Genomic DNA, 19,354 nt, shown 5'->3' with positions numbered 1-19,354 from the left:
GTCGAGGCGTTCGGGCTCATCGACACCGCACAGATCGACCCGCTTCTCAGCATATCAACACAGGCCGCCTGACCGATGCCCTCGATTGGCCATACCCGAATTTACACCAGCTTGACGGACGCTACCCTCAATTTTCTGATCCGGGATCATGCAATTGATCTTTTCTGATGTCATGGCTACGAAGTGGTAGAACACTCTTCCGGATCGTTGTTCTCGATGAGAAATCAATAAAAGATTTATAGAGATGCAGACTCTATTTGGCTTGAATGCCAAGCATCAATAGATTTTATATCTCTAAATTATTAATAGACTAGGCAAATTATCTCCAAAAAATGCTATAAAAACAGTCTTGCGAAGGACGCCTGAAATCGTCCAATCTCAACACCTCGGCATGTTGGATTTTTCGCCATCATCCATTGATGCTCGCTTCATTACGTCATTTTTGAAAGGCTACATTCGTGTTTTACAAAGATGAGCGTCTGGCTTTGTTTATTGACGGATCAAACTTCTACGCCGCTGCAAAATCTCTTGGATTCGATATCGACTATAAGCTGCTGCGCCAAGAATTTGCACGCAGAGGCAGGCTTTTGCGTATATTCTACTATGCAGCACTTCTGGAAAATGACGAGTATTCGCCAGTTCGTCCACTGGTCGATTGGTTGCACTACAATGGCTTCAACATAAGAACCAAACTGGCCAAGGAATATATTGACAGTCAAGGTCGCCGAAAGATCAAGAAAAATATGGATATAGAACTAGCCGTTGATGCTCTTGAACTGGCGGATCATGTCGAGCACATTGTGCTCTTCTCGGGGGATGGAAATTTTCAACCCTTGGTCGAAAGCATCCAGCGCAAAGGCGTTCGCGTTTCAGTTGTATCAACGACCCGTAGCCATCCACCAATGATTTCTGACGAATTGCGACGTCAGGGCGATAATTTCATAGAACTTGACGAGTTGCGTGATGTGATCGGACGTCCCGCCCGTGATCCCCTGCCTGAGCATCAACCTGTTACAGCTGACAATGCGTAGTGGCGGTGCCGTTCTGGCTCTCCTGGTTAGACAATTTCTACAGGGCACCTCAGCGGCGCCAAATGCTCCAAGCACTCGACCTGACAAGGTCCAATCGTTGGGCCACACCATTCCTGACAAACCAGAATCTTTCGGATACAAAACTGAAAAGGCATTATGTTGATAATGAGCAATAATAATGTGCCTTAAAAATAATAAAGGGGGCGTTCTTGTCATATAGTGTCTGCACAAACAACTTTCCAGGCGTGATGAAAGGGATAATGGACAAATACGCACAGCTGCACAGCGAGCATGAGGAAAATTGCAACGAGACGGCGCATTGGTATGCGGTCGATACTTGCGCGTCTCTTCTCTCCACAGCGGCATGGCAAAGTGGACACCCAGCACTTTGTAAAATACCCTGCAAAAAGAAAACAAAATCATTTGAAAACAACCAATCACAATCTGCCAAAGGCATCATAGACATTCTGGTTCATATTTCCAATGAAACTGAATTATGGATTGAGGCAAAAAAGCCAAATGACTGCTTTGATGTTTCGGAGAACAGCGAGAACCCAGCTTCTCAAGCCAAGATTTCCCGGTGCTTCTGGGCTGCATACGAATCTTCATTCCAGAAAAAACTGGAAACGCGAAATAAAGACTGCAAGACAATAAGTATTGTATTTTGCTCTTTCTCTTTACGCCCGGAATATTATCAAGGTGCTGATGCCCTGCCTAGAAGGCAAGCGCGGGCTCAACATGTAAATTTGGTTCTCAACAAGGTAATATTGGAAGATCCCAAGTCCAGCTTTTGCGCATCCTACTTTGACGTAACTGAAAAAACAATATCAGATGAATTAGACAACAGGCCCTTTGGATTTGCAGTTCTTGGCCATTTTGGAGATGTTCAATTGTGAACCATGGATGAGATCATGGACATTCGCAGAACTCCTTCAAAATCTGACGTGACCAGCATCAGCTTGGCCCAGCCAAGGCCGAAAACGACGCGCAGTCATGACAGTTCATAAATCAAGCCGTCTTCCTCTAGGCGCCACTGGGCGCTGACATTCAGCTCACTGGGCAGGATTGTACGCAGAAGCAAGGTCCCAAACCCCTCCCTGCCGCCTGGTATGACCTTGGGCCCTCCGCGTTCCGTCCAGGTCAGCCGCTGAAACCCCTCACCCTTGGCCCGGACGCAAATCCGGACCTCTCCGGCATCATTTGAAAGAGCACCGTATTTGACGGCATTTGTGAGCAGTTCGTGAATGGCGAGGCCCACCAGCATGGCCGTGTTTGGTGAAAGACTGATATCGTCTCCTTCGCAGACCACACGCGCGCTTTGGGCGCGGGCATAGGCGCTGAGTTCGAGTGCGAGAATGTCCTGAAAGGTCTGTTTTTGCCAACCGCTGGCGGTCAGCTTGTCATGGGTTCGCGCCATCGCGGCCAGACGCTCGTCAAGCTCGTCGACCATGGTTTGCGGATCGATGGCGGTTGAGGCAGTGAACCGTGTCACAGCTTGAATTGTGGTAATGACATTCTTGACCCGATGCTCAAGCTCCGCCACCAGGATACCCCTGCGGTCGGTTGCTTCCAGCAGCGCAGTCTGGTCGGTGATGGTGATCAGCGCCTCCCGGATGTCCTCGGTGTTGCCATGCACGGGCGAGACCGAGATCAGGACCCGCCGGGGCGTGCCATCGGCAGGCGTGACGATGCGTGCGTCATACTGCGACGCCTGCCCTGCCAACGCGGTTTTCACGGCGTCCTGAAGGTGATCGACCGCGTCTTTTTCCATCTCGGCACTGGCCAGATATTGAAAATTCACACCAATCAATTCAGTCTTGGATTTTCCGATTGCAGCCGTCACGGTGTTGTTCACGTCAACCATCATGCCTTGGCGATCCACCAATATGATTTGTGCATCAATCGCCTCGATGATGCTAGTCTGACGCATGGTCTGCTGCGCATTGGCATCCCGCATGGCGACAAGCTCGGAAATATCCAGATTGACAGTGACGACACCGGTGACATCGCCCTCCAGATCCCGGTACGGCTGGACGATGCGCTGGAAGACACCCTCGATTTTTTCCCCACGTGCGTTGATGAAATCAACGACAACTTCGCTGTCGATATGGGTTTTTGCATCCCTGTAGACAATATCAAATGTTTCCCTGAGAGCTTTGTAGCTTTCGGGAATGAACTCATCCATGGTCTTTCCAATCGGGTCTTCCGTTCCGAGTATTTCACGCGCCTGCTGGTTGGCATGAACAATCACGTGATCCGGGCCTTGATGAATGACAATGGAAAGGGGAACATATTCGAAATTTCGCAATATGCGAGAGCCAGCCTCCAGAAGTTCTGTTTTCTTGACCTTCAGGCTTTCTTCCAGACGTTTTTGTTGCGTAATTTCCATGGTCGTAACCGCAATTTCAATTGCGTCGCTACCGTCGATCATGATCGGAAAATAGTTAGCGATCCAGGTTCGAATTTCTTCGTTTTTCGATTTGATCCGTGCGTTCACTTCAAGGTTGAGCACGGGCTCTTTCGTCTTCACTATTTTTTCAAACAGGGGCTCGACCTGATTCCAAATGTCAGGGACAATTTCTTTGGGGTGGCGTCCGACAATCTGTGATGCGGGCTTGCCGATCATGTCTGCCAATGCATCGTTGACACGAAGGTATCGCATGTCGGGTCCATGCATGGCTGCTCCGATGGGTGCGCGTTCATAGAACGCCTCAAGCTCAGCAAGCCGATGTGAAAGTTGCTGGCTTGCCAGTTTGAGAGCCCATTGCTGTTCCAGCTGTTCGGTTATTTCAAAAAAGGAGACAACAACCCCATCAATCTTGTTGTCGGGATCAAGGTAAGGTTTTATTTTGACAACATAATTATGGCGACCATCCTGTGTGGCCACTTCACGCGAAAATGTCGCCAGGTTTTTCTCTGGTTGCGTGAGGTCGTCCTTAAGGTGGGGGTAATCAAGGTTCGTCACAAGATCAAAGATGGAGCGCCCAACATCCCTGTCCTGAATGCAAAAGAGATCCTGGCTGCGCGGCGTGAAGAGTTTGAGCAAACCCTCGCGATCAACAAACATGATCGCCATATCAATGCTTTCGATCAGGTTTCGGAGGTTGTTGTTTGCCACACCAAGCGCTGTGTTCTTGGCTGTCAGTTCCGCATTCGTGATCGCGAGATCGGAATTGACAGAGTGCAATTCTTCTCGAGAGCTTTCAAGCTCCTCGTTGGAACTCTGGAGTTCCTCGTTGATTGTCAGCAGTTCTTCGTTGCTTGCCCAAAGTTCCTGCTCTGCCATCTTGAAATCACGTTCGCGGACCAAAAGCCGCTTTCGTGCCATCGTCAACTCGGCTTCGTAGACTGCTTCTACCGTATTGACGGAAGACGCTGAATGAAACTTTTCCTCGCGCAGACGTACCGGAAGAAAGGCAACAAGGACGGATTTTACCTCTTCATCCATCGGGCGCGCATGCAGGTCGAACATCTGCGCCATCCCGTCGATCTCGATCATGATCTCAGGGAGTTTTATGTCGGCTTTTCGGTGACGCACATCCTTGAGGATCAGCCGAAGTGGCATGCGCACGCTTTCAATAAAGTAATCTTCAAAAACAGGACTCGGGACGCCTTTGGCCGGTCTGAGAAAGCGGCGCGCGGCTTCTGACGCATACAAGACTTCATCATACTGGCTGATCCGGACGAATGGGGGAGCAAAGCTCGACAGGAAGGCCTGTTCCGTATCCGTTTCGAGATTGATGCTGACACGGTTTCTGCGTGCCAATGCCATGTCATGCAGCGCTGGAGACGATTTGGGCAGCCGCGGAGTGAATGCTTGGGTGAGAACCGTCTGTGCAAGGGATGCGACAGAATCATCACGTTTGAAAATGCGCGCGTGTCGATCCACAATTTCGAAAAGGCGCGTGTTGCCAGACAGGTTTTCCGAAGGACCCAGCCACAGAAACCCATGAGAGTTGAGCGCATAATGAAAACGCGAGATGATGTCTTCCTGCGCCATTTGGTCGACATAGATCATCAGGTTGCGGCAGGAAATCAGATCCACCTTTGAAAAGGGAGGATCCGTCAACACGTTGTGCCGTGCAAAAACGCACATGCTGCGCAAACGCGCCGAAACCGTCAAGAGACCATGATCGTCGTCGAAAAAACGCTCTTGCTGAGCGCTGCTGACGGGTGTGAGCGCATTCCTGTCATAAACACCTCGACGCGCTGTTGCGAGGGCATCGGGGTTTATATCTGTTCCGAACAATTTCCAGGACCGCTGGTCCCCTGTCTTGTCTTGCAGCTCGGATATCAGGATCGCGAGAGAATACACCTCTTCTCCGGAGGAACACCCCGGACACCAGATGCGAAACTCGTCCTGGTCACTTTGCAGAAGGTCAGGAAGAACGGTTTCTGCGATGATCCCGAACATATCTGCGTTGCGAAAGAACTGCGTCACCCCGATCAGGAAATCACGCGCAAGCTCCTGTCGCTCATCTGCCGAGTTGCGCAACAGTTCGATATACTCATCGACGCCTGACACGTGACGCATCAGCATTCTGCGCAAGACGCGCCTGCGCAAGGTGGCCGGCTTGTAATTATGAAACCCTGACTCGTCATTCAGCTCCAACCTGTCGAGAAGCGTGGGTAAGCGTGCCTCGATATCCTGGTTGAGGGTTTCGTTTCTGCTGAGGGGGACTTGCCTGCGCCATGTCTCCAACTGCACGAGTTTGGCGGGTATATCCTGTGGGTCCAGTTTGAAATCAATGTGACCCGTTTCGGCGGCGCTGTTCGGCATCGCGGGAAACTTGGCGCTGTTGGCGAGCTGTGCGAAGGTCACACCCCCTGCCGCTTTGATGGCCTCGATCCCGATTGTCCCGTCACTGCCCGTACCGGACAAGACGATGGCGTAGGTTTTGCTGCCCTGGTCCTCTGCAAGGGACTTGAAAAACAGATCGATCGGCAAATGCAGACGGTCATCCGCATCACTGTCTGTCAAGGTCAGGATGCCATCCTCGATGGACAGATGAACGCCGGGGGGAATCACATGAACCGTGTTCGGCGTTGGGCTGTCACCTGTCCTGATCTGCGTCACCTGCATGGAGGTACGGTTCGACAGGATTTCCGCCATCATCGATGGCCGTCCGCGTGCCATGTGCTGGACGATGACAAAGGCCAGACCGGTATCGGCAGGCATTGCATCAAAAAGCTCCGCCAGGGCCTCTACGCCACCTGCCGATGCGCCGATGGCCACGATTGTGGTACCCACGTCTGCTCCTCTTTGATCTTGCCCATTATTCTTGTGCGCTGTGCAGGCTCAGACCATGATCGGAACAAGCGCAGGATAAGGCACCATTCTGGATTACGGGCAGAGCGTGCCGCAATAACATCTATATTTCAAAGACTTTCGAAGCTCTACAACGCATTGATCAATTCGGAATATTTGCTGGTTGTGCTGAACTTGGACAGGATTTCAATGTCTTCCAACGTGTTGGGAAGACCAAGATTTTTCAAGGATTCCCGCGAGTAGGAGGTCAGAAAGTACATCGGGACATTGCGGTCTTGCAGCCAACTTGCGAGTTCGAAACATGTGCCATCGCCAAGATTGACGTCAAGAAAAGCAATATCCGGCAAGTCTCTTGATACATGCTCAAAAGCCGTCTGCATGTTGTTGCACGAAACCAGCTTGCGATCACTCAGACTTTCGATCTTATGCGCCAGAAGCGCTGCGATGAGGGCTTCGTCCTCGACAAGAAGTACATAGGTCATAATACGTGCTCAACTAAAATAGTACATTTTTCCATGTAATACCACTTTTGGATGATCTTCCACAGGTTTCAGCAGGCCCCGACCAAAGATACCAAAATTGAAGGCATTTAATGAGAACGGTGAGCCTGCACACCAATTTCTGGAGAACAAACCCAGTTTGGCACCTATGTCTTGAAGTGACCAAGGTGCCGGTGCTTGAGGCATCGGCACCTTGAGAGCAGGAACGTGAGACCACTCCGAGGCTGTCGGACCCCAAAGCCCTGCTCGTTTTGCATAGGGCCACACCTGAAACCGATGTCCATAAAGACCTGCACTACACGGATACATCTTTATATTTCCTTTTTATCGATATAAATAATTACTGTAATTTTAACCTATTTCAAAATCCATATTAATTTTAAATCATTATATTATAAAAACTATCTTAGGATAAATCGTTGGATGGCGTCTTCCTTTCCCCACCCTTGACTGGGCGCGCCTCGGTAACTCACTCACTCGAGTGTCAGTTCTATTTCAGGGATCATGCTGAACATGAAACTGTCGCAGGGATCGCGGCGGGGACGCCGCGTCCTTGCAGGACAGACGCGCAAGTGCCCAAAAGGGTCAAAGACCACCTTCGGTCACGCGGCGCAGCTCCAGGAGGCGAATCCTGCTCTCAAGACTGCGGATATTGGCCAGATACAAAGCCCGCTTGTCCTCGTCACTTTCCTTGACGATCTGGTTCTGCAAGTGGGAGATCTCGCTGTTGATCCCGTTGATCTCGTTTGTCAGCCGATACCAGGCCCGGCCGCGGTCATTGGCCAGCTGCAAGGCAGGCAATTGCGCCGAAGGACAGACCGGTGACAGGCTGCGCCCCGAGCGGCCTTCGCCATAGACCTTGGCAGGGGTGCAATAGGCGGGCAATCCGGCCTGACGCCCCTGTTCCCAGAGCGACTGGTTCGGCACCACACCGGCCTTTTCGCAGGCCTTGGCATGTTCCGCGATAAAGCTTGCGGTGCGTCCCGCCTGCCCGTCGCGCTGCCCGATCTCGCGCCAATTGCCTTGCAGACATTCCTCTTCGCTCAGCGTGGCGCAGCTTGCCACAAGCGTCAGCGCAGCAAGCCCGGCCAAGAGTCTGAATGTCATGGTATTGGTTCCGTTATGTGTCTGACGGTGAAGTCATGCCGCGCAGGGATGCCAACTGCAAGCCGTCATGAACACAGCGCCAGGCTTTGGCCCGAGCGCCACTCAAAAACCGGTAACTTAAATTATCCGATAAAATATTGGCCAAAGGTGGCCAAGGCCACCCTTGGCATCGGTCACTTATGCAATATTCGCATTTTCGACCACGAGTATCTGATCAGCCGTCACCGGGCCAACCCCTGCCGCGATGACGGCCACGGTCTGCAGGTTTGCCTGAACAAGGGTGTCTCCGGTGAGAGGATCCGTTTCGAGGGTGATCGACGTCCCTGCCGATGTCCCTTCGGGCACCGAGACAATCAGGATCTCGTCGGACGCCAGATCGAGGACCACGGGCGCGTTGTCCGGATCGACCCATGCGCCAGTATAGAACGTGTCGCGTCCGCCTTCTCCCGTTGCAGTGTCGCCACTGCCCATGACGATGTCATCGTCGCCGTCACCACCCAGCAGGATATCCGGGTCGGCCAGATCCCGGGCTTCGATCTGCGCGTCGTCACTGCCGTCCCAAATCCCGTTGATCTCGTCATCGCCAGCATTGCCATTCAGCGTGTCGGACCCCGCCTGACCGAAAATGGTATCGGCCCCGTCTCCACCCGAGATATCGTCATTGCCCTCACTGCCGGGGAACAGTTCATTCTCCGGTCCCCCGACGATTGACCCATCATCGACGGAAGCGGTGTCATTCGGCGACATGGCAACCGAGGCCATGGGGGCCGGTGCCACACTCACCGCAACGCTGGCACTGGCCGTGCCACCTGCCCCGTCGCTCACCTCGTAGGTGATCGTGTCGGTGCCCGAGAAATCCGCGTTCGGCGTATAGGTCAGGCTTCCACCAGCGCCAATCGCCACTGAGCCGTTGGTTGCAGAGGCCGACGTCACCGTCAGAGGATCACCGTCCACATCGCTGTCATTGCCCAGCACATTGATCGTGACAATCGTGTCTTCCACCGTCGATGCAGCGTCACCGGTCGCAACGGGCAGGTCGTTTGCAGCAGTTACATTCACCGTCACCACGGCATCATCACTATCACCCTCGCCATCCTCGGCCCCGTATCTGATCCAATCGGTGCCAGCAAAATCCGCGTTTGGTGTGTAGGTCAGGCGGTCATCGGCCTCGATCACGACAGAGCCGTTCAGCGCGGACGCGGATGTCACCGAGAGCGCATCGCCATCCGGGTCACTATCATTGGCCAAGACATCGATTGTAACGGGTGTGTCCTCCGACGTCGATGCCGTGTCATCATCCGCAACAGGAGGTTCGGGCTCATCCTGGGAAAAGTCGAACAGACCGGCCGAAAGGCCAACGATTGTTGCAAGACCCAAAAAGATTGCAGCTTCCATGGAACAAGTCCCGATAATTCCCGCATGAAGTTTCTTTATCGTTGCAAAAAAGGCTAAAATTGGACTGATACAAGGAGCCCGGCGTGGACAACTGCCAAGTTTCTGAAAGCGTTAGGTAAAGAGTTGATTTATATCACCTTGTTCCGCAGAGTTTCGTAGAATCTGATTGGAAACCCTGCAGTTTGATCCTGTCCTGAAACATCGTAATCGCCCCCGGAAAAAGATGACCTTCTGTGCTCTCGTCTCGTTGACCTGATCAACATGCACCATGAGCTGGTGATGCTGGCGACACTGATCGATTGCGAGCTCTTCAAACGGGAATGTAGCGGTTTCTTTCCATCATGAACCGGCTGGCCGGCGACACCGCTGCAGCTGGTTACCGGACTTGGAAACCTGGAACGCGGTCAACGAGACGTTGCACCTCTTGTCCGCACCGAAAAACGCATCCCGCTTGCGCGCTTCTGTTGCACAACTCGATGCTGGAAATGGCAAAGAGCATGAGCTGACCGAGTGAAGCTGGTTTTTCCAATCAGGCTTGGGAGGACTGCCAGTGCTGGATCACCACCGACGACAAGGTAGGTGGCCAGATCAACGAACTGATCAAGCAGTGCAAGCGAAGCCCCTTCTAAGGGAGCAGCAAGCCGGAACCTTTGAAGGGCGATCTGACCGGGTGGTGGTCACGTCGGATTTCTCAGACAGATCGAATGGTCTACCGGGTCAGTGGGACTGGCGACAGCCAGAGACCAGATCTCATATCCCACCTTGGCACAATGATGCCGTCGGGGGGCAGTTACATCATCAGAGCCATCCCGCATGATTATACGACCGCTTCCTGAGAAGTTCTGGCCTGTGCTTTTGCCACTCCTTGAGAGCCGCGACGGGCGTCCGTGCTTTGAGAACGGCTTGCGGGAGTTGGCTGTTGTAGAGATGAACATAGCGCAGGATGGTCTGCTCCAGCTCTTCACCGCTTTGGAAACGATGGTTTTGCAGGACATCTTCGATGCGGCCGTTGAACCGTTCGACCATGCCGTTTGTCTGCGGTCGCATCGAGGGTGTGAGACGGTGCTCGATGCCGAGATTGGCGCAAAGCTGATCGAACTCATGTTGCCCGCGACCACTCGCTGAGCTGTGGTCGTCTCGCCCTTCCAGGAAAATCTGGCTTAGACAGCTCGGCGCCACCAACTCTGCACATATTATGTGCAGCTCCCCTCCGGATGGAAGTGTGCCATCACCAAATTGCTTGCCAAATCATTCGGCACCGTCTTAGGTTTGGGTCGTGTGGTTATGGGCTCAATGAGGAGACCGCCACAAATCACGAAATACATTGCCGCGGAAAGCGGCTTGGCAACGTAGCCTCTGCAGCAAGAATGCTGTCAGGGGCTTTTTCATGTTCGAGGACTGATGACCCGGCGACTGGAACTCCCAATAGGCTTGCTGATGTCGCAGGGCGGCTCCTATGAGGCCGTAAGCCGCGTGATGCATGCTGGAGCCAAGCTGGCTATCGAAGAAATCAACGCAAGCCCAACCCAGTCTGTTAATATCACGCCGGTGTCCATCGATCCTGCTGGTGTGCTCTCGAACTATGTGGAAGGCGCACGCTGCCTATTGCAAGAACATGGTTTGAAGCATGTGGTAGGCTGCTATACCTCTTCCAGTCGAAAGGAAGTGTTGCCGCTGTTCGAAAAGGCAGATGCACTCCTTTGGTATCCCTCCCACTACGAAGGCTTCGAAACCTCCGAGAATGTTGTCTATAGCGGTGCAGGCCCCAACCAGCACATCGTTCCACTGACACGACATCTTTTGAAGCAGTTTGGTACGCGTGGCTGGATGGTCGGCTCCAACTATATCTGGGCTTGGGAAAACAACCGTATTCTTCGTGAGGCGATTGCCGCCTCTGGAGGCGTGGTCTTGGGAGAACGGTACTTTCCCGTTGGGGAAATCGACTTGAGTGATGTGGTCAGTCAAATCATCGAGGACCGACCGGACTTTGTATTCACAACCTTGATTGGTCAATCTGGCTTTGCTTTTCTGAAAATGCTGCGTTCGGCGGCAGAGGCAGTCGGCATCGACCAACCCGCTGAAATGCCTGCAGCCAGTTGCAGTCTGTCAGAGGCCGAACTCCCCATGCTGGGGGATGCAGCAGCGGGGCATCTATCATCTTCGGTCTACTTCTCAACAATCGCGTCCAAGGAAAACCGTCGATTTGTCGCGCTATGGAATGATCGGTTCGGGCAAATGGGACAGGCATCGGCGGATGCGGAAGCGGCTTATTTGGCGGTTCATCTGCTGGCACGTGCTGCTGAACGTGCCGGCGGCACCGGGTTTGAGGCGGTACGCGAGGCGGTACGCGATCTGACATTTACTGCGCCCCAAGGTCAGGTGACGGTAGATGGCGACAACCTGCATTGCTGGATGCGCCCACGCATCGGTCGGTCACGCAGTGATGGCAGTTTTGACATCTTGGTGGAACACCCCGTTGCGCTGCGCCCAGATCCTTATCTGACTTGGGCACATGACGTTCACGAGGGCGACAGCCGTAATCTCAGGTTGATCCAATGAGTCGGGCGATTCAGAAGAACTTTCGCGGGTTGCGGGCGTTGGTAATCATGGCTCCCGACAGTGGTCATCAGACCCTCGAGGGGACGCTGGTGAAGCTAGGGCTTGAAGTGACAGTCGCTGGAGGTTGGCCTGAGACTACAGACAATCCTGTGCCCTTCGATGTGATCTTTTTCGATGCCGATGACGGGAGTGATACCGCACTGAGCGAAACAGGCTTTGCCGACCTGCCCCTGATCGCGCTGATCGGCAGTGAGGCACCCAGCCGTTTGGCGCATGTCATCCAAAACCGAGCGGCGAGCCATATCCTCAAGCCGGTGCGCAGTTCAGGCATCTTCACGGCGCTACTGTTGGCAGTGAACGAACATGCTGTGCGGATGCGACACAAACAAGAACTGCAGGTGCTCAACCGGCGTTTGGCCGGACGGCGTATCGTGACAAAGGCAGTTATGCAACTCATCACCCGGTGCGGCCTGTCTGAAGAGGGCGCCTATGACTGGCTGCGGCGCGAAGCCATGCAGCGTAGAATTCCGATGGAGGACATGGCGCGGCATGCCATCGGACTCGGTCCAGATCCTGCACAGGACACCGGGCTAAAACACGGTCGCGCAACAAGATCGGATTAATCCGCATACCAAAACGACCCGAAAGATCACGCAACAGTGGAGAGAGACCAATGACACGCAACCGACCGACCCTTGCCGGCCTGATGGCCGGTGCAGCTATGGCGCTTGTCGCCGCAGCCCCTGCATTTGCTCAAGACGGCCCGATCCGGATTGGCGTCCTTGAAGACCAGTCCGGCGATTTCGCAGCCGCAACCATGGTCAAGGTCCACGCCATCGAATTGGCCGCGAAAGAGATCAATGACGCGGGTGGTATTGACGGCCGTCCCGTCGAGCTGGTGATTTATGACACCCAGTCTGACAACAGACGCTATCAGGAGTTCATGCGACGGGTGCTGCAAGCCGATAACGTCGACGTTGTCTTTGCCGGCTTTTCTTCGGCCTCCCGCGAAGCATATCGCCCTATTGTAAACCAGTTCGACGGTCTGGCCTTCTATAACAACCAGTACGAAGGCGGCGTCTGCGACAACAACATGATCGTGACTGGTGCCGTGCCGGAACAGCAATTCTCGACGCTCATCCCTTGGATGATGGAAGAGTATGGTCCCAACGTTTATACACTGGCAGCGGATTACAACTTTGGGCAGATTTCGGCCGAATGGGTCCGCCAGATCGTTGAAGAGAACGGCGGCACCATGGTGGGGGAAGAGTTCATTCCGCTCGGCGTCTCGCAGTTCGGTCAGACCATCCAAAATATCCAGGCGACCGAGGCGGATTTTGTCGTGACTCTGCTGGTCGGTGCAGCGCAGGCCTCCTATTATGAACAAGCGGCATCAGCCAATGTCAGTCTACCGATGGCGTCCTCGGTGAACGTTGGGCAAGGATATGAACACAAGCGATTCACACCGCCGAGCCTGGCCAACATGTATGTCACCACAAATTATATCGAAGAGATCGACACCCCGGCGTCGAATGATTTTGTCGAACGGTTCCGCGCGATGTTCCCGGATGAGCCTTACATCAACCAGGAAGCGGCGAATTCCTATATCGCGATGAACCTCTACAAGCAGATGGTCGAACGGGCGGGGACTACCGACCATGATGCCATCCGCTCGGTTCTGGCCGAGGGCGATGTCTGCTTTGAGGGGCCCTCAGGCAATGTCTGCCTCGATCCCAAGAGCCAGCACATGTCGCACACGATCTACCTCGCCAAGGTGAATGACGATCATTCAATAAGTTTTCCCAAGGTCTGGGACGATATCAAGCCATATTGGCTGGGCGATGCAGGTTGCGATCTGACCCAGAACGATCCCAGCGCACAGTATACACCATCCGCGCCTCCGCCGGCGCAGTGATACGCTGAACTGAACTGCCGAGCGGGCTTGTCCCGCTCGGTATTCTATAAGCTTCCCTTTCTCGACACTCCAGGAGACCAGCGGATGGACTTGCTCCAGAACGTCTTTGCCATGCTTTATCAATTTGGTGACACCTTCGCCTTTCTGGTGATCTCCTGTGCCGGACTGGCAGTGATCTTTGGCATGATGGGAGTTATCAACCTAGCCCATGGCGAATTCATTATGTGCGGTGCCTATGTAACGGCCAGCGCCGCACGTGCGGGACTGCCGCTACCGGTAGCGATCCTGACCGGCGCGCTGGTCGCTGGAGCGGTCGGCATGCTGGTCGAACGGATGGTTATCCGTCACCTGTATCACCGACCATTGGACTCAATAATCGCCACATGGGGCATCAGTCTCATCGCCACGCAGGGCGTGTTGATCGTGCTGGGATCGACCATGCAAGGCATTGGCACGCCACTCGGCAGTATTGAGGTCGGCAGCCGGTCTTACTCACTTTATCGTCTTGTGCTCATGGTATGCGCGCTCGGACTACTGGGTGGGCTGTACCTGTTGTTTTATCATAGCCGGTTTGGAGTGATTGCCCGCGCGACCATCCAGAAACCGCACATGGCCCATGCTCTCGGTGTCAATACGGGGCGTATGTACGGGCTGACCTTCGGTCTGGGCGCGGCACTCGCGGGGCTTGCAGGAGGGCTTTATGCCCCGACCATGACGATGGTGCCGACGATGGGTGCGACCTTCATTGTGGAAAGTTTCGTGACCGTTGTCGTCGGGGGCGCTGATATCTTTGTGGGCGCAGCCCCCGCTGCGGCGATCCTGGCACTGATCAAAGCGGGGCTTACAGCTTGGTATGGCCAGCTGTTTGGTCAGATCGGCTTGCTCGTTACTGTCATCCTCGTCATTCGCATCTTGCCCGGAGGTCTTTCGGGCTGGCTCAAGGGAACCACCCGATGATCTCTTCCGAGACTACACCGCGCAGCCGCACGCGCAGCCTCTTGGCACGGCTGGAAGGGCCGCAAACCATGGGGCGCGGACCTGCCTTCTGGATAGCCGCTGCCGTTGCCATTGCGGCTGCCGCGGCCTATCCGTTGACGGCGGATGCGTGGACCGTCGGCAATGCCGCTTACTTCCTGATCTGGACCTTCATGGCGATGGGGCTCGGCGTGGTTTGGGGCTATGCTGGGGCACTGAGCTTTGGTCAAACTGCGTTTTTCGGCCTTGCTGGCTATGCCTATGGGGTGATCACCCTGAATCTGGGTGCAGCTTACGGTCTGACCCTAGTCGCGCTGGTATTGGCAGTGGCGATCGGCGGGCTCTTCGCCTTGGTGATCGGCTATTTCATGTTCTACGGACGCATCCAGGGCGTGTTCATCGGTATCGTAACCCTGTCGGTGACACTCGTGCTGGAAACCTTCATGGCACAGACCGCAGGCCCGCAATGGCGCATAGGTGAGGCACGCCTGAACGGGTTCAACGGCATGTCCGGGATGCCGCCGCTTACTCTGCCCTGGGTTGGAGAGGACATTGCGCTATACCCTGGTCCATCGCTCTATTATCTCCTGTTGGGGCTGGTGGTGATTTGCTACCTTGGTCTACGCATCATGCTGAATTCATCTTTTGGCAACGTGCTTGTGGCAATCCGGGAAAATCCACATCGCGTCGGAATGCTGGGCTATGACGTGCGGCTTTACCAGACGCTGGCATTTGCCATAGGCGGTGCCTTTGCCGCCCTTTCGGGTGCTCTTTATACTGCTTGGGGGCAGTACATTACCCCGTCGAGTATGGGTCTGACCTCGGCTGCGCTCCCCATCATTTGGGTGGCCGTAGGTGGACGACGCGACATAACCGCCACACTGATCGGCACCATTGTCGTACTCGCCGGGTTCCAGTCACTGACCATCTACGGCAGCCAGTATGCGCTGGTGGTGATGGGGGCTCTGCTATTGGTCACGGTTCTGGTTGCACCACAAGGGCTCGTTGTGGGCGCAATGACCTTTCTGGGCCGCATCTTCAAGAAAGACAAATCATGACAGACATCCTCAGGGTGCAAGGCCTACGCAAGGCCTTTGGCGGTGTGGTCGTCGCAAACGGCATCGACTTTTCCCTGTCCACGGGAGCCATGCACTGCCTGATCGGGCCGAACGGTGCGGGCAAGTCTAGCTTTTTCCGCTTGCTGTTGGGGGAACATGCACCAGACGCCGGAACCATCATCTTTGACGGCAGTGACATCACAAATCTACGATCATTTCAGCGTATACGGCGTGGCATCTCGGTCAAGTTCCAGGTGCCAGGCATCTTCAAGGCGCTTTCTGTACGCCAGAACTTGGAGGTTGCTTTTCAGGACCATCTGAATGGGCAAAGCCTGAACACGAAGATCCACGAAATGCTCGACTTCACTGATCTGCATGCAGAAGAGACAACACCTGCGGGCAACCTGTCACATGGTCAGCAGCAGTGGCTTGAAATTGCCATGGCCGTCGGCGTCGAGCCCAAGCTGCTGCTTCTGGACGAACCGACCGCCGGCATGTCTCCGGACGAAACGCGCAAGACTGGCGAAATGCTGCACGATCTCAACGCCCGCGGTATCACCATCCTGGCCGTCGAACACGATATGGCCTTTGTCGAACAGATCGCGCGGCGGGTCACGGTGCTGCATTTCGGATCAATCTTTGTCGAAGGCACGATCGCCGAGATCATCGATCATCCGGGCGTGCAGGAAATCTATCTGGGAACAGCCGATGTCTGATGAACCTCTTCTGACCGTCTCGGGCCTGCAGTCGGGCTATGGTGGCGAAACCGTGCTGCAAGGGGTTGATCTTACCATTGGCCGGGGTGAAATCGTCGCTGTCGTGGGCCGTAACGGCGTGGGAAAAAGCACCCTGATGCGCACACTGACCGGGCTGCTGAACCCCAGCGCCGGGACGATCTGGTTCCAGGGACGTGATGCCACGTTGGATGGCGCGGACATCCGGGCACGCCACGGCATCGGCTATATCCCGCAGGGGCGCGAGGTGTTTCCCGAACTCACCGTTCGGGAAAACCTGATGGTCGGAGAGGTCGCGGGTCGCGGGCGCAGCATTCCGGATTACGATACGATTTACCGCTTCTTTCCAATCCTGAAGGAACGGGCAAACCAGCGGGCCGGGTCTCTGTCAGGTGGGCAGCAGCAGCAGCTGGCAATCGCACGCGCAATGATCAGTAGGCCTGCGTTGATGCTGCTAGACGAACCCTCTGAAGGCATCCAGCCCTCGATCATCAAGGATATTGCGCGAAATGTGCGAACTTTGAACGCGGAAACCGGCGTGTCGGTGTTGCTGGTCGAACAGAACCTCGACCTGATTGTGACGCTCGCTGACCGTGGTCACGTGATGGAAAAGGGTCAGATCGTCGCTGATCTGGATCCCGCCGATATACGATCGCGCGACATCGTTCGCAGATATCTGACTATTTGAACAATCCAAGCCAAGCACGCGACAATCATAAGAGGAGCAAGAATATGTCCTGGCTAAGCAAGTCCATCATGGCGCGAAAAGGGGTCGCAAAAGGAGTCGAAGGGGCCCACCACAAGATCACGATAGAGGATCAGGGCACTTTCCACTATGTGTATGGGCCCTATGCGACGCCCGTTCTAGAGGTTGAGCCAGGTGCCATTGTTACTGTGGAAACCCACGATGCTTTTGAGGGTGCTATCACCGAAGTTGTGGACAACCCATCCGCCCTGCTCAATTTTCCGTTTCTCAACCCGCAGACGGGGCCGATCTATGTCAAGGGGGCAGAAAAAGGCGACGCTCTTGCGGTGCGCATCATCTCGATCAAACCACGAGGTGCTCAGCCCGTGGGCACGACCTGCCTGCTGACGGAATTCGGAGGACTTGTGGCAACCGGCGACACTGCACTACTGAACCCACCACTGCCCGAAAAAGTGAAAAAGGTCGTCGTTGACGAAGATGGTGTTCACTGGTCAGACACACTGATCCTGCCATATGAACCTTTCATAGGAACCATCGGCACAGCACCCCAAATCGAGGCTATCTCCTCCTTGCAGCCAGATTATTATGGCGGCAACATGGATGTGCCGGACGTAGCGCCTGGTTCGATCATCTATCTCCCTGTGAACACCGATGGCGGTTACCTCTATCTGGGCGACTGCCACGCAATCCAAGGTGACGGAGAGTTATGCGGTGTCGCTTTGGAAATCCCCGCAACAGTCGAAATTCACATTGATCTGATCAAGGGCCATGGCAATAGCTGGCCACAACTTGAAACAGAAGAGAAGATGATGTTCATCGGGTCGGCGCGCCCGATGGAGGATGCCGCTCGTATCGCATATCGTGAGTTGGTCCGCTGGGTGGCAGCGGAAACCGGACAGTCCGAAGCCGATGCGTACATGTTGTTGACGATGTGCGGGAAGGTGCGGCTGGGCAATATGGTTGATCCAAAATACAGCCTCGCAGCGGGGATCGAAAAGAAATATCTTATCTAATGTCAAGGAATTGATCATGGATCTTGGTCTTAAAGGATTGCGCGCCCTAATCACCGGGGGCAGTAAGGGTATCGGCTTTCACTGTGCTGAAGTTCTGGCTGCTGAAGGAGCAGCCATCTCGATCTGCGCCCGTACTTCGGCAGACGTAGAAACGGCAGTCTCACGTCTGACCGCCCTCGGCGCGACTGCATATGGCACGGCTCTCGACGTCTCAGACAAGACGGCACTGGAAGCTTGGGTGACAAACTCAGCTGAGGCACTTGGGGGGATAGACATCGTGATTGGTAACGTCTCGGCCTTGGCCGTGAACGATGACGAAGCTGCCTGGCAGGCGGGCTTCGAGACAGACATGATGCATTCCGTTCGCCTCGTGAACGTTGCCATGCCCTGGCTTGAAAAGAGCCCGGCAGCCTCCATAACGCTGGTTTCCTCAGTCTCAGGCCGTGAAATTGATTTCACCGGGCCCGCTTACGGCGCATTCAAGGCCGCCATCGTACATTATGCGCAGGGACTGGCTTACAAACTGGCCGCGAAGGGCATCCGTGCCAACACTGTGTCGCCGGGGAACACTTATTTCGATGGTGGCATTTGGCAGAACATCGAAAACAACATGCCCGACCTCTACGCAGAAGCGCTCGCTTTGAACCCCACTGGGCGAATGGCGAAACCGGAAGAAATCGCCCGTGGAGTCGTATTTCTTGCGAGCCCAGCATCCAGTTTCACCACAGGGACAAATCTGGTGATCGACGGGGCCTTGACGAAGGGTGTTCAGCTTTAATGTCAATGCGAGGTTATCTCCGTCAAGGACGAGGCCGACCTCGCACATTTTTTAGTCATTGGCAGTGACCTCCTTCATCTTCCGGGGTCGCGGGGATGAACTTGAGAACATCATGTTGTGGGATACGATCCTTGCCCCTATCGGAATCCACACCTCCTTTTTCCTCTTGCGGTCCTACGTCACCAACTCTAGAACCCCCTTCACCGGCGCTGCTGAGGCGGACGCGGGGGCATTGGAAGGGTTGACGGGCTGAGGTTCGGTTGGTCTGGAAGGTGGATAATTCAGGGGTAAATGAGGGCGGCGCGCCGGTTAGT

The 19,354-nt window shown here is 54.6% G+C and carries 15 protein-coding genes and 2 pseudogenes; 12 read left to right on the top strand and 5 right to left on the bottom strand.

Annotated elements, in window-relative coordinates:
* Window positions 1-458 precede the first annotated feature (458 nt).
* Window positions 459-1,031 (top strand): LabA-like NYN domain-containing protein, encoded by a 573-nt coding sequence (locus IEV82_RS22360; RefSeq protein ID WP_188484309.1) that lies wholly within the window; start codon window positions 459-461, stop codon window positions 1,029-1,031.
* Window positions 1,032-1,291: 260 nt separating this feature from the next.
* A complete protein-coding gene (locus tag IEV82_RS22355) occupies window positions 1,292-1,927 on the top strand; it encodes a hypothetical protein (protein WP_188484308.1) in 636 nt (211 codons plus the stop codon).
* 95 nt (window positions 1,928-2,022) lie between these two features.
* Here IEV82_RS22355 and IEV82_RS22350 read toward each other — a convergent pair whose 3' ends face one another.
* The 4 genes from IEV82_RS22350 to IEV82_RS22335 form a co-directional block, all read right to left on the bottom strand.
* Window positions 2,023-6,282, bottom strand: a complete 4,260-nt coding sequence (locus IEV82_RS22350; protein WP_188484307.1) for a chemotaxis protein CheB — start codon at window positions 6,280-6,282, stop codon at window positions 2,023-2,025.
* A gap of 146 nt (window positions 6,283-6,428) precedes the next feature.
* The gene (locus IEV82_RS22345; protein ID WP_188484306.1) at window positions 6,429-6,782 is read right to left on the bottom strand and encodes a response regulator; all 354 of its coding nucleotides are present in this window, start codon (window positions 6,780-6,782) and stop codon (window positions 6,429-6,431) included.
* Between the two features lie 603 nt (window positions 6,783-7,385).
* The gene (locus IEV82_RS22340; RefSeq protein WP_188484305.1) at window positions 7,386-7,907 is read right to left on the bottom strand and encodes a DUF2799 domain-containing protein; all 522 of its coding nucleotides are present in this window, start codon (window positions 7,905-7,907) and stop codon (window positions 7,386-7,388) included.
* Between the two features lie 177 nt (window positions 7,908-8,084).
* Window positions 8,085-9,302, bottom strand: a complete 1,218-nt coding sequence (locus IEV82_RS22335) for an Ig-like domain-containing protein (RefSeq protein ID WP_188484304.1) — start codon at window positions 9,300-9,302, stop codon at window positions 8,085-8,087.
* A 533-nt stretch (window positions 9,303-9,835) separates the two neighbouring features.
* Between IEV82_RS22335 and IEV82_RS23785 the strand changes: the two are divergent.
* Window positions 9,836-10,138: pseudogene (locus tag IEV82_RS23785) on the top strand (Txe/YoeB family addiction module toxin); the annotation flags it as partial.
* Here IEV82_RS23785 and IEV82_RS22325 read toward each other — a convergent pair.
* A pseudogene (locus tag IEV82_RS22325) lies at window positions 10,101-10,412 on the bottom strand (integrase core domain-containing protein); the annotation flags it as partial. The pseudogenes IEV82_RS23785 and IEV82_RS22325 sit on opposite strands and share 38 nt — an antisense overlap.
* Window positions 10,413-10,703: 291 nt before the next feature.
* Between IEV82_RS22325 and IEV82_RS22320 the strand changes: the two are divergent.
* The 9 genes from IEV82_RS22320 (at window position 10,704) to IEV82_RS22280 (ending at window position 19,040) form a co-directional block, all read left to right on the top strand.
* Complete coding sequence (locus IEV82_RS22320) at window positions 10,704-11,861, top strand: transporter substrate-binding domain-containing protein (RefSeq protein WP_188484303.1); 1,158 nt, start codon at window positions 10,704-10,706, stop codon at window positions 11,859-11,861.
* Complete coding sequence (locus IEV82_RS22315) at window positions 11,858-12,484, top strand: ANTAR domain-containing response regulator (RefSeq protein WP_188484302.1); 627 nt, start codon at window positions 11,858-11,860, stop codon at window positions 12,482-12,484. The genes IEV82_RS22320 and IEV82_RS22315 overlap by 4 nt, the downstream gene beginning before the upstream one ends.
* 98 nt (window positions 12,485-12,582) lie before the next feature.
* The gene (locus tag IEV82_RS22310; RefSeq protein ID WP_229747973.1) at window positions 12,583-13,776 is read left to right on the top strand and encodes an urea ABC transporter substrate-binding protein; all 1,194 of its coding nucleotides are present in this window, start codon (window positions 12,583-12,585) and stop codon (window positions 13,774-13,776) included.
* An 84-nt stretch (window positions 13,777-13,860) separates the two neighbouring features.
* Complete coding sequence (locus IEV82_RS22305) at window positions 13,861-14,733, top strand: ABC transporter permease subunit (RefSeq protein WP_188484300.1); 873 nt, start codon at window positions 13,861-13,863, stop codon at window positions 14,731-14,733.
* Entirely contained in the window at window positions 14,730-15,809 is a 1,080-nt protein-coding gene (locus IEV82_RS22300) for an ABC transporter permease subunit (RefSeq protein ID WP_188484299.1), read from the top strand. Before IEV82_RS22305 ends, IEV82_RS22300 begins: the two co-directional genes overlap by 4 nt.
* Window positions 15,806-16,525 carry an ABC transporter ATP-binding protein gene (locus tag IEV82_RS22295; protein WP_188484298.1) on the top strand — a complete coding sequence of 240 codons (720 nt, stop codon included), beginning with the start codon at window positions 15,806-15,808 and terminating at the stop codon, window positions 16,523-16,525. Before IEV82_RS22300 ends, IEV82_RS22295 begins: the two co-directional genes overlap by 4 nt.
* Window positions 16,518-17,231: an ABC transporter ATP-binding protein gene (locus tag IEV82_RS22290; protein WP_188484297.1), complete on the top strand. Its 714-nt coding sequence runs from the start codon at window positions 16,518-16,520 to the stop codon at window positions 17,229-17,231. Before IEV82_RS22295 ends, IEV82_RS22290 begins: the two co-directional genes overlap by 8 nt.
* Before the next feature lie 44 nt (window positions 17,232-17,275).
* Window positions 17,276-18,262, top strand: a complete 987-nt coding sequence (locus tag IEV82_RS22285) for an acetamidase/formamidase family protein (RefSeq protein WP_188484296.1) — start codon at window positions 17,276-17,278, stop codon at window positions 18,260-18,262.
* A gap of 16 nt (window positions 18,263-18,278) precedes the next feature.
* On the top strand, window positions 18,279-19,040 hold the full coding sequence (locus tag IEV82_RS22280; protein WP_188484295.1) for an SDR family NAD(P)-dependent oxidoreductase: 762 nt from the start codon (window positions 18,279-18,281) through the stop codon (window positions 19,038-19,040).
* Window positions 19,041-19,354 lie beyond the last annotated feature (314 nt).

This window comes from Marivita lacus (genome assembly GCF_014637725.1).
Lineage (GTDB): Bacteria > Pseudomonadota > Alphaproteobacteria > Rhodobacterales > Rhodobacteraceae > Marivita > Marivita lacus.
The sequence above is the reverse complement of the archived record's forward strand: the minus strand, read 5'-3'. Positions and strand labels throughout refer to the sequence as shown.